The organism is Bacteroidota bacterium (genome assembly GCA_018698135.1).
In the GTDB taxonomy this organism is placed as follows: Bacteria; Bacteroidota; Bacteroidia; order CAILMK01; family JAAYUY01; genus JABINZ01.
In genome coordinates this window covers 1-11,447 of sequence record JABINZ010000043.1, presented here as the reverse complement: position 1 = coordinate 11,447, position 11,447 = coordinate 1, and the positions used below count along the sequence as shown (strand labels likewise).

At 33.9% G+C, this 11,447-nt stretch carries 10 protein-coding genes; 8 read left to right on the top strand and 2 right to left on the bottom strand.

All coding sequences use genetic code 11. The features are described 5' to 3' along the window. Positions 1–259: 259 nt before the first annotated feature. A complete protein-coding gene (locus HOG71_02810; GenBank protein ID MBT5989761.1) occupies positions 260–976 on the bottom strand; it encodes a hypothetical protein in 717 nt (238 codons plus the stop codon). A gap of 212 nt (positions 977–1,188) precedes the next feature. Between HOG71_02810 and HOG71_02805 the strand changes: the two genes are divergently transcribed. After that, the gene (locus tag HOG71_02805) at positions 1,189–1,923 is read left to right on the top strand and encodes a DUF2807 domain-containing protein (protein ID MBT5989760.1); all 735 of its coding nucleotides are present in this window, start codon (positions 1,189–1,191) and stop codon (positions 1,921–1,923) included. A 76-nt stretch (positions 1,924–1,999) separates the two neighbouring features. Here HOG71_02805 and HOG71_02800 read toward each other — a convergent pair whose 3' ends face one another. Continuing rightward, positions 2,000–4,216 carry a tetratricopeptide repeat protein gene (locus tag HOG71_02800; protein MBT5989759.1) on the bottom strand — a complete coding sequence of 739 codons (2,217 nt, stop codon included), beginning with the start codon at positions 4,214–4,216 and terminating at the stop codon, positions 2,000–2,002. Between the two features lie 178 nt (positions 4,217–4,394). Here HOG71_02800 and HOG71_02795 point away from each other — a divergent pair, with 178 nt between their 5' ends. The 7 genes from HOG71_02795 to HOG71_02765 all read left to right on the top strand — a co-directional run. Next, complete coding sequence (locus tag HOG71_02795) at positions 4,395–7,430, top strand: T9SS type A sorting domain-containing protein (GenBank protein MBT5989758.1); 3,036 nt, start codon at positions 4,395–4,397, stop codon at positions 7,428–7,430. Positions 7,431–7,725: 295 nt separating this feature from the next. Beyond that, positions 7,726–8,136 (top strand): DUF302 domain-containing protein, encoded by a 411-nt coding sequence (locus HOG71_02790; protein MBT5989757.1) that lies wholly within the window; start codon positions 7,726–7,728, stop codon positions 8,134–8,136. 234 nt (positions 8,137–8,370) lie between these two features. Beyond that, on the top strand, positions 8,371–8,928 hold the full coding sequence (locus tag HOG71_02785) for a hypothetical protein (GenBank protein ID MBT5989756.1): 558 nt from the start codon (positions 8,371–8,373) through the stop codon (positions 8,926–8,928). A 215-nt stretch (positions 8,929–9,143) separates the two neighbouring features. Then, the gene (locus HOG71_02780; protein MBT5989755.1) at positions 9,144–9,395 is read left to right on the top strand and encodes a type II toxin-antitoxin system ParD family antitoxin; all 252 of its coding nucleotides are present in this window, start codon (positions 9,144–9,146) and stop codon (positions 9,393–9,395) included. After that, positions 9,388–9,690, top strand: coding sequence for a type II toxin-antitoxin system RelE/ParE family toxin (locus tag HOG71_02775; GenBank protein ID MBT5989754.1), 303 nt, complete (start codon positions 9,388–9,390; stop codon positions 9,688–9,690). Before HOG71_02780 ends, HOG71_02775 begins: the two co-directional genes overlap by 8 nt. A gap of 168 nt (positions 9,691–9,858) precedes the next feature. Continuing rightward, positions 9,859–10,566 (top strand): DNA alkylation repair protein, encoded by a 708-nt coding sequence (locus HOG71_02770; protein MBT5989753.1) that lies wholly within the window; start codon positions 9,859–9,861, stop codon positions 10,564–10,566. A gap of 110 nt (positions 10,567–10,676) precedes the next feature. Further along, positions 10,677–11,447 (top strand): NAD(P)H-binding protein (locus HOG71_02765; protein MBT5989752.1); only part of this gene is annotated, 771 nt, incomplete at its 3' end.

Genomic DNA, 11,447 nt, shown 5'->3' with positions numbered 1-11,447 from the left:
TCTTAAATTCAGAAGTCAGGTATACTTCCTTGAAGAAAGCTTTCCCTGAAGAAGCAAGCCGTTTATTTGTCATAGCAGAAAAAGATGCAAAATGGCGTTATGATACCTATAAACGTTTAGCTGAAATGGATTTTTCTAAATAGTACAAAACACTTTTAATATAGGGCAGGTCCAACAAAGGCTTGCCCTTTTTTTGTGCTCAGACCTTTTGAGAGAAGAGCAGGAATCTCATCACTCTGTTCAATCATTAATATCTTTTTCAAGATGAAATAATTTCAAATACTTCACCTTTTAACCATTTTAGTATAAGTTGCTCGTTATTACTGATTCTACACAAGAAATAAACGTCAGAATAATAGAAAGCAGTGGATTCATGCAATATTTCAATTTTAGCTTCAGCAGGTGCAGTATAATCTGAATGAATGAAAAAGGCTTCTCCATTTCGTACTAAAACAAATCCAACGTGGCAAGATAAGCCAACAACATATAAACCTTCAGTCAATTCAGCCTTTATCCTTTCTGAAATATCAACTTCCAGCTTTTCATGAAGCTTGTAAATTGTATCTCCATCCGCTAGTGTTTTGATAGCATTTAACGCACTTTGTTGGGCTAGTTTATAACGATTTACATTTACACCCATATGTTTTAGCGTTGTTGAAACAAAATAACCACAAGCCACATACCCATCATTAGGGGTGTTGGTATGTCCTTCAAAATCCCATTCAGTTCCATACCAATATGGAAAAATATGATTGAGTATTGTTTCTGTAAAGTAGTTTGAAACAGAATCTAAACCAATTGAACCTTCCTGATATGCTTGTATTAGGCCTCCCTTCGAAGCAATTATTTTTTGCTTTGCAGATGGATAGGATTCTTTTTTCTTTTCAATTTCAATGCGATAATCTGACCAGTCGAAGCTATCTGCAACACAGCTTAATTCTTCACTTAAAATAGGTTCAGGAGCTTCTTGCTCCATAGATTGTTCATTATTCTTTGATGAGCAATTTATAAGAAGTAATAAAGGAAATAGTAAATAATAATATGAGTTTCGCAAAACGCTTTTCTATACTAACGAAGTATTGATTGAATATTGTTTCTGATGAATTTTTTTAATCGGATTTGCAACTTATTAATTTCTAAGTTGTCTTTAGTAGCAAGAATGATTTTTTAATGAAATAAATAAGTAAAATGAAACTTTTAGGACTTAACACAATTGCCATTATTTTAGCATCATTGATGTTTTCATCATGTGGTCATAAGGATTTTTGTATCGATGGGCAGGGAGAAATTGTTACGAAAACGTTGACTCTCTCCTCTTTTAGTGGTATTGATTTGGCTGTAGCTGCAACCGTAAATATTTATCAAGGATCTGAGCAAGAAGTTGTAGTGATAGGACATGAGAATATTATTGACAAATTAAGAACGGATGTTAAAGGTGATCAATGGGAAATTGATTTAGGCAATGCATGCTTTAATCATTATGATTTAACAGTTAACATTATTGTTCCTGCTTTACGAGATGTTCAAATAAGTGGTGCAGGAAAAGTAACAATCCATGATTTCGATAATCAAAGTGATTTGGACCTTGACATTTCTGGTTTGGGCAATATTGAGTTAAATAAATTTGAAGGTGCTGAGTCAATTTTTTTCAATGTAAGTGGTAGTGGAGAAATAACTGCTTTTGAGGAAATATCAGATGTCAAGAATCTGGATGTTCGTGTCTCAGGTGTTTGTGATTTCAATGGATACCCAATAATTTCAGAGAATTGTTGGATTGACATTTCAGGAACTGGTTCCTATCATGTATATTGTGAAGAGGAATTGGACATTGACATCAGCGGTGCTGCAAAAGTTTACTACCGTGGTTTTCCTGCCATCAATCAGCGAGTGAGTGGAGTAGGAAGAGTAGTTGATGACAACTAATTATCGACAAGAGATTTCAATGAGTGCCATCCTGAACGTATAAGAAGGATGGCATTTTTGTTTTAATAACTGAGCATTAATTCAAAAACTGACCTTTGATATAATCCAACATTAAAGGAAACTCCTCCGCATCAATGCCATGTTCAGACAAGAGTAGTTGGTCGTCAATGAAAATCTGTTCAAAAAGTTTTACATCAAATTCTTTTTCTTTTATACTTCTCAGATAATATGAACTTGCTTGTTGTCGATTGCCCAAACACCAATTTAGGTGACCTACATTTATCAGGTCATATTTGGTTAGTTCATCTTCAGGGATTTTTTGATAATAGGTTGTAGCATCCTCGTATTTTCCAAGTACAAAGGAAATCCAGGCAATGGGACGAACAACTTTATGTTTATTTGGAGCTAAATATTCTACTTTGAAATAATACTCTAATGCTTTGTCGTATACTTTCAAATCGAGATAGGAGTGACCAATGTTTGCCAGAATAAATAAGCTTTCTGCTTCTTGTTTTAAGGCATCTAAATAATAGCCCAATGCCTTTTCATGAATCGCCAGATGTCGATTACAATAGGCTAGTTTTTTTAGATTCCAAATATTGTTAGGAGCCACTAAATCGGCCTTTTCATAATAGCTGAGAGCCGTTTTATAATCTTGATCTTGTTGATAGCAATAGGCAATTTTCTGAAAAAGTTCTAAATCAGTATGCTGTTGTTTTTCTAGTTTATTAAAAACTTCGAGTGCTTGTGGATAGTATCCTTTTTGAAAATAAAACTCACCCAATGTGCGATCTATAGTTTCATTATCAGTAAGTAAACTGGAAAACCAGGTATTGGAATAATTCAGTTCTTCACTAAAAATGTCAAATAGTTGTTCTTTTTGTGGATGCAATTTGAATAGTCGATACAAATCCTGTATGTACTGTGTATACATACTGCGTATTTGAGCACTTTTATTCAGGGCTTCATCTTCTTTGGCTAACTCAGATATCTGGCGGATTTCAGCAATAAACATATCCATCATCATGCCTTGTTGCGCTTCAGGAATATGTTGAAAATTAAGGCAAAATGAGTATTTGTCGGAATTACACATATAAGGAGCGAAGGTGATTGCTTCCAAAAATTCTTTTTTCAAATCGGCAGAATCTCCCTGCTGAAAAATGCTTTTAATAGAATCCTGTTCCAGATAAAAAGGCAATAACCAATTGGTAAATTGATTGAAAAAAGGAAAACGTTTAAGCATGGCGAATGTGCTCATAAATACATCAGAACCATCTAGTTGAAGGTTGGAAAATTCTTCAATTTTTTGGTATAGCTTGGGTGTATCTTTAAAAAACTCTTGCCAATCAGGATTCTTATCTTCGTCTGCTGCTTCAGATAACATGTTTTCAATATCCAATTTATCGCTAAGCTTAGGAGCCATTTTCATGACTTCCGGTAAAATTTCTTCCTGTAATTTTTTGCTCAGTTTTTCAGTGTCTTTCGACTTTATTAGTTGCAATAGAATCAGCTCTAAATCGTCATTGAAATTTTCGGTTTTCGCTAACTTTTTTAGTTGTTTTTGCAGATCGGGATATAGAATAAGTTGCTTGTCGTATTTGAATAATGCCAGTACAAAGCCTACCAAAGCACGCTGACTTACTGCTTCCTGTCCACCTTTATAAATTTCAGCTAATAAATTTATTTTTGAAATATCGAAGATATTTAGCAAGCCTAGTGTAATGGCTGATACCAATAATCCTTTATTATACCAGGGGAAATACTCAGATTTCATTAACTCCCTGACAAAATGCTCTTCGGTAACACTATACGTATCAGTAAGCCATAACCTATTGAATACGTCTTGAAGCGTAGTGTTATCTTTCTGTTGACTTTCAACAGAGGAATTCAATAGCAAATCGTCTAATTCAATTTCAGCAGATAATAAGTCAATTAGTTTGGAAGCTTCTTCTTTTGTCAGATTATTTTTAACCTGATATGCTTGTTTTTGTCTATAAATTGGGAAATATCCGCTTGATTGAATAATGTGTTGTTTCACTTTTGCTGTTAATTCCAAACTAGATATGAGCAATTTGCTGTAAACCTTTGATCTTTCAGGATCTGATGATCCGGTCATGGTAAACTTCAATATATTATCATAAGTCATTCTTAGATTATCAAGTTGAATCTGATGCTCTCCAAGCAAATTGGCACTAATCTGAATTTGCAATAAAGTAAAAGCTTCATGCAATTGACGACTATTAATGCAGTTTTCAATTTTTCGAAATGAATTCTTAATGGAGTTTATGGTCATATATAAAGGAATTGAAATAGCAATTTAACCCTAAATTAATCATAAATTGCTAATTATTAGACAATTTGAATTGTACAATAAAAATGCCTTTCCAAATATATTGACAAATTGACAAGTTCTTCATTCTTTGGGTGTCTTAAGCAATTATAATAAAAAAATTAAGTCTAAAATATTGATTATGAGAAATTTTACAGAACGAGTTTATAGGACAATGAGATTTAAATTCAGTTTGATTATTATTCTGGCAACAATTACTTTTAGTAATGTTGATGCACAAAATTTGGTTTCTGTAACACCTGATAGTGCCATGCAGGGTAATCAAGTCATTCTAACAATTGTTGGTACACAGACTCATTTCTCAGCTATAAATAATGCATTTTTCATTTCATTACGTCAAGGCAATAATCGAATATCTTGCGATTCATTTTCAATTCAAAACGATAGTTTATTGCTGGCTTATTTTGATTTACCATATACCTTAAGTGGTTGGTGCGATGTAAATGTATTGAATTTTACTGATGGAAATATGCTGCTACCAAATTCTTTCTATATCACGGCATCTCCTACTGCACCAAATATCATCAGTATTAATCCTGATAGTGCTTATCAGGGAACATCCATTGTAGCTACCATCCTCTCTGTCAATACAAAGTATGCTTCAGGAAGCATCACTAGAATCAGGCTACGTATTGGAGGATTCAATGGTACGTTTAATGCCGATTCTTTTATTGTAAATAATGACACGAATATTACGGCTTATTTTACATTTCCGTTTACAGCAGCTACTGGCTTGTACGATCTTATAATTGATCATAACCTGGATGGAACGATTAGTTTAAATGACAATTTTGAAGTGATCGAGTCTCCATTTAAACCCAAAATCATTTCTGTAAATCCTGATAGCAGCTATCAGGGCACGTCCTTAACATTGTTGGTCATTGCTGCGAATACAAACTTTACACAAGCTACATTTAGTGCCATTAGTTTAGAAATGGGTTGGTGGGATGTGATTGATGCAGATACATTTACCGTGATTAACGACACCGCATTATATGCCGATTTCACCATTCCAATGGATGCAAATGTTGGGCTTTGGGATGTAGTGCTTAACAATTCAATTGATAATGAAATAGTATTAGACAATTCATTTGAGGTTGTATTATCACCATTTAGTCCTCAGATTATTTCCATAAATCCCGATAGTGCTTATCAGGGAGAACATATTGCCATTACAGTTGTGGGAAAAAACACGCATTTCTTATCAGGAACAAATAATTATTATCGAATACAAAGAGGTAACTGGAATATAATTAATGCTGATTCAGTTAACATTACCAATGATACACTATTAGTTGCTTATTTTACAATATCCTATCAGATGGCTCCTAATATGTATGATTTTAGAATCGATAATACGATGGATGGATTGCTGAACCTAACAGCTGCATTCCTAATTAAAGAATCCCTTACAGCTCCAGCTATAATTGCTATTTATCCTTCGGAAGGTGTTCAAAACGAATATGTAAAAGTTAGTGTGAATGGAACCAATTCTCATTTCCTTTCAGGCGTTACAACACAGGTTTTATTAAGAATGGGGGCAAATAACTCTATTTATGCCGATTCATTTGATATCGATAACGACTCCTTATTATATGCCCATTTCAATATTCCACTCATTGCTCAAACCGGTATTTATGATTTCAGAGCAGTAAATAATGTGGATGGGACATTGCAATTGGGCCAGTCGTTTACTATTAATGCTACACAGATATTTCCTAAAATATTATCAGTTACGCCAAACGAATTAAATCAAAAAGAAAGCTATGCTCTTTCTATAAATTGTCAGTATACCAGTTTGAATACACAAACTCCCCCCATTATCCGATTGCTTTTTAATGCAACGAACATCATTAATACAGATTCCATTCAAGTGGTTAACGATACATTTCTTTACGCCTATGTTACAATTCCTGAAAATGCTCCAATAGGATTTTATGATGTTGAAATTCTTCCATATGCTGCCCAATCAATTACCGGGCAAGATATGGTTGAAGTCTTAATTTCCCAATGGTCGCCTCAAATTAGTTTAGTAGATCCTGCATTTGCCTATCAGGGAGATACATTGTCGGTATCCATCCACGGGAAAAATACCTTGTTTACGAGTGGTGCAATGATCAATGTTCAACTGGTACAAAGGTTTACCGTTATTAGTCCTAGCGGCATTAAAATAGTTAATGATTCCCTGATTGTTGCCGATTTTATAATTCCTGCAAATGCCAGACTTGGCTTATATGATGTGGAGGTAAATGGAACTATTCATGGAGACATGATTTTGGCAGAAGGATTTGAAATTCTGGTTTCTCCAAACGCTCCTCAAATAGAATATGTAAGTCCTGCAAAGGCTGCTTGGGGAGAAGTTCTATCTGTTTTAGTCAAAGGGAAAAACACGAGTTTTGTTGGATCTACAAATCCTCGTGTACGATTCCAAAGCAATCAAGGTAACTTTATTTCCGATTCAGTACATATTTTAAGCGATACGATAGCCATTGCTTATGTTACTATTCCAAAAACAATTGCGCTGGGCTTTTATGATGTTCGTTTATGGGGATTTACAGAAAACTTGACACTTTCGGCTGGATTTGAAGTGATTTCTCGTCCTTTGGTCATCAAAATAAAATCCATTACACCTGACAGTGCTTATCAGGGAGATAGTATTCATATGAACATTCAATGCAGTGGAACAGAGTTTACGAATGCAAAATTAGTACAAGTATTTTTGTCGAATCCATTGGAAGCCGATTTGATAGGAACCTCTGTAGAAGCAATTAATGATAGTGTTTTAACAGTAGAATTTGTCTTCAAAAAAGATGCTTGGATTGGATTATGGGATGTAAGTGTGGTGTCAGATATTTCTGGACAGACAACTGAACTAGAGTTTTTCTCATTATTAAAGTCTACTGGGATGCAGGAGGCTAATTCATTGTCGGCTAAAATTTATCCAAATCCTGCTTCTGATATGCTGAATATTGAATTCGAATCAGATGCAACCACCACAATTCAGCTTTATGATTTGAATGGAAACCTTTTAGTGGAGGATAAAACTCATCATGTGAATTTAAAGCAAATTGATATAAGTCATTTAGCCAGTGGCTCCTATATTATTCAGCTAATCTCCAGTGAAGGTTTATACAGGGGGATGATTATTAAGAAGTAATTATTGACTTCGACATAACATGAGGTTCTGATTAGTTTCAGAACCTCTTTTTTTAAAATTTAAAATTAAACGAATGAGGTATTTAACAGTTGTTTTTGCGATGTGTATATTGTTAGCGATAAGTAGTTGTACTCAACAATCCGATGAAAATGTGAATTTGGAAAACGAGGATACGCGTACTGAAGTATTTAAGTCGCTGGTTACTAATCAGGATATGTTAAGAGAATTTATCCAGATTATAAAAGAAGATTCAACAGCAATGATGATTTTTCAAGCTGATAATCAATTGATGGAAATGATCAATACGAACGAATCATCATCCTATTCATTCAGCAAGAAATTGAACAATATTAGCTTTGAAGAAGCCATTATAAAAGTTACTGAACAATTAAAAACAGAAGGTTTCGGAGTTCTGACGCAGATTGATGTAAAAGCCACATTAAAGAAAAAGCTTGATGTTGATTTTAAAAACTACATGATTCTGGGAGCCTGTAATCCGCCTTATGCCTACAAAGCTTTACAAGCTGAAAACAAAATTGGAACCATGCTTCCTTGTAATGTAATTGTGCAAGAACATGAGGATGGTTCAATTGAAGTTTCAGCTGTTGATCCCATTGCTTCTATGATAGCTGTTGATAATTCTGAATTAGCTGTAGTAGCTAAAGAAATTCAGAGCAAACTTGAAAAAGTGATAAATGAACTGTAAGCTATTGAATATCTGCTATTGTAGCTACATTGTGAAAATTGCCACAGATTGACAGATTTTTTTTCAGAGACTATTTGAATTAGTTAAATCTATGGTTATAATATGATTCTATCAACTTATAATTATCGAAATTAGCTTAATGTAAAACTTGAATTTTCAGTGGCAGATAGTTACATTTCACAATTGACTATGTGCTTATAGAAAGTAGATAGTTAATAGTTAGGGTACATAATAATGAGATTCACGATAGTCATATTGCTTATACTTCTGATGGGTTGTAATTCAAATAAAAATGAGGTCACAAAAATCAAAGACTCTTCAGAAACCAATGAATTACTTTTCTATTTTGGTGTGTATAGTAGGTTTGATAAAATCTATAATGCACTTGATACATTCCGTTTTGAAAAGAAGATTTTCCATGACACTTTGATGACTTTTACTTATGGTATTTATGAGGATAGTTCATATAGGCTTCTAGATAAAATAAGTTTTGAAGTTAAGAATAATCAAGTAGTTGGTATTGATAGAGAGTATCTTGAAGAAGTTCAAGTTGATTCTGTATTTGTAGTTAATCATTATGGGGATTCGATTCTACTTTTAGAATGTCAACCTATAATACCAGCAATAGATGGAGATGGAATTCATATTATTAGTTTGGATTTTGGGTTGATTCTTTCCTATTCACGGTCGTGGAGAAACTATTATCATGTAACTCACACATCAAATGATGAAGTTACGAGAAAAATTCAAGAGCTTCAGAGATTATATTTCTTAACAAAAGCAAAGATTTAATTAGGGACCCCAACACTAGTTTTATGGAATGCTTTGCTAAACGCATTGTTCTGCTCAAAACTGTACCATCATACTGCCTAATGAAAACTGCATTTATCATATTGACAACATTACTGATAAGTTCAACTCTCTATGCAGACATTCTAATTTGATGAAAAATGAATAATATTTGGCATTAATACCAATAATTGGTACATTTGGGTAAATAATGAAAAATGAATAGAAATACATCAATATCCTTAGGAAGCTATTTTCTCAATTTTATTCATAATAGAATATCAGCAGGCCGATATAATAATGCAAGTGAAGTAGTACGTGCAGGATTGCGTCTTTTAGAAGAAGAAGAGAATAGAATTATTGCTTTAAAAGATGCCATTCAAGAGGGAATCGATAGTGGAATTGCTCATGATTTTAATCCAAAGACACATCTTGAACAAATAAAGTCCAAAAATAAATTGAATGGCTAAATACCATTTAACAAATAAGGCCGTTGAAGATTTAGCTGATATTTGGTATTATACAGCTGACACATGGTCTGAAAATCGAGCTGATAAGTATTACAATATGCTGATTGATACTTTTGAAGAATTATCATCTAATTCTGATTTAGGAAAAAAGTATTCAGGAATTACTGAAAATTTATGTGGAATTAGAGCTGGGAGACATATTGTATTTTATCGAAAAATTGATGAGATTAAATTAGAAATAATAAGGATTTTGCATGAGCAAATGGATTTAAAGGAAAGAATAAAAGAAGAATAAGCTAATCAAACACATGTTTCAAGCTATATCAATAAAGCCCTCCCTCGTTGGAAATTCGGCTGACAAAGTTTTTGGATTTTAGGCCCCGAAAATTTTTGGGATGGTGAAGAAAAGTGTTATGCCACAGAAAAAGACCCGAATGTTGGCAGAAATAAAAACAGAAAAATCATGACAACCAAAGAAATTTTATCTGAGCTCAAAGAATACGGAGATGAGCAAACCAAAAATACGTACATAAAACATGGAGCAAAAGAGCCACTTTTTGGCGTTAAAGTTCAGGACCTGAAAAAGATTCTGAAAAAAACAAAGAAGAATCACGAACTCTCATTAGAACTATATGCTACCGGAAACCATGATGCTATGTATCTGGCTGCTTTAATGGCTGATGAAAAGCAAATTACAAAAGAACAACTTGAACTATGGGTAAGTCAGGCATACTGGTCCTATTTGAGTGAATACGCTGTGCCTTGGGTTGCTGCTGAAACAGAATACGGCTTTGAATTAGGCCTAAAATGGATTCAATCGGATATAGAGACCGTTGCTTCTGCTGGTTGGGGAACATTGGCTTATTACGCAGCAGTAAATGATGATGAAAAGCTGGATACCAAGGCCTATCTAAAATTACTTGATACAGTCGAAAAAGAAATTCATGATGCCCAAAACAGGGTTCGTTATACCATGAATGGTTTTGTGATTGCTGTCGGAACCTATTTCGAACTGTTGACTGAAAAGTCAAAGGAAGTAGCAAAGAGGATAGGCAAAGTTAGCGTGGATGTTGGAGGAACTGCCTGTAAAGTGCCACTCGCCAATGATTACATAGATAAAGTTATTGCCAAGGGGAGAGTTGGGGTCAAGCGAAAAACAGCAAGATGTTGAAATTGAATTAAGAACTAAGGAACAATCAACAAGCTTAGAAACTAATTTGGTGTAAAGTCTAATCTTTAAATTTTGTAAACGATGTATCTTAACGAACAAAAACAGAAAAAATGAAGATCGCAGTTACGGCAGCAAACGGACAATTAGGATCGTCAATTGTAAATGAACTAATAAAGGAGATTGGTGAAAAGAATGTAATTGGAATTGTAAGGTCTCCAGAAAAAGCAAATCATCTTGGAGTTGAAATTAGAAAAGGTGATTATAATAATCGAGATGATTTTAATGCAGCTTTAAAAGATGTTGATAGACTAATCCTAATTTCGGGAATGGATGATCCTCAAAAAAGAATTCAGCAACATAGGAACGTAATTGAAGCTGCAAAACAGAATGGGGTAATAAAGATAGTTTATACCAGCATAGTCGGTGATGAATTCAAAAATGCATTCAGCCCTGTTGTACAAAGCAATCGGCAAACAGAAAAAGATATTCAAAACTCTGGTCTTGAATGGTCAATTGGCAGAAATGGAATTTATATAGAACCAGATTTGGAGTACATTGAGACCTACCTTAAAGATGGAGAAATTAGAAATTGTGCTGGCTCTGGAAAATGTACTTATACATGCAGAGAAGAGTTAGGATATGCATACACAAAAATGCTGATAGATGAGAAACATAGCGGAAAGTTGTATAATCTTGTAGGCGAACCCATTTCTCAAAGTCAACTTGCAGATTATATAAACAAAATCTACAAAACGAATCTTGTTTATAATTCAGTTTCAGTTGAGGCATATGCAACTGAAAGAAAAGAAGAATTAGGCGATTTTATAGGAACTGTTATAGCCGGGATTTACGAAGGAATTAGGAATGGTGCAAATGATATT

Bases quoted from the DNA above. Each gene is read 5' to 3' on its own strand.
- HOG71_02775 (MBT5989754.1), top strand. From the start codon at position 9,388: ATGGCTAAATACCATTTAACAAATAAGGCCGTTGAAGATTTAGCTGAT.
- HOG71_02780 (MBT5989755.1), top strand. From the start codon at position 9,144: ATGAATAGAAATACATCAATATCCTTAGGAAGCTATTTTCTCAATTTT.
- HOG71_02785 (MBT5989756.1), top strand. From the start codon at position 8,371: ATGAGATTCACGATAGTCATATTGCTTATACTTCTGATGGGTTGTAAT.
- HOG71_02770 (MBT5989753.1), top strand. From the start codon at position 9,859: ATGACAACCAAAGAAATTTTATCTGAGCTCAAAGAATACGGAGATGAG.
- HOG71_02805 (MBT5989760.1), top strand. From the start codon at position 1,189: ATGAAACTTTTAGGACTTAACACAATTGCCATTATTTTAGCATCATTG.
- HOG71_02800 (MBT5989759.1), bottom strand. From the start codon at position 4,216: ATGACCATAAACTCCATTAAGAATTCATTTCGAAAAATTGAAAACTGC.
- HOG71_02810 (MBT5989761.1), bottom strand. From the start codon at position 976: ATGGAGCAAGAAGCTCCTGAACCTATTTTAAGTGAAGAATTAAGCTGT.
- HOG71_02795 (MBT5989758.1), top strand. From the start codon at position 4,395: ATGAGAAATTTTACAGAACGAGTTTATAGGACAATGAGATTTAAATTC.
- HOG71_02790 (MBT5989757.1), top strand. From the start codon at position 7,726: ATGATCAATACGAACGAATCATCATCCTATTCATTCAGCAAGAAATTG.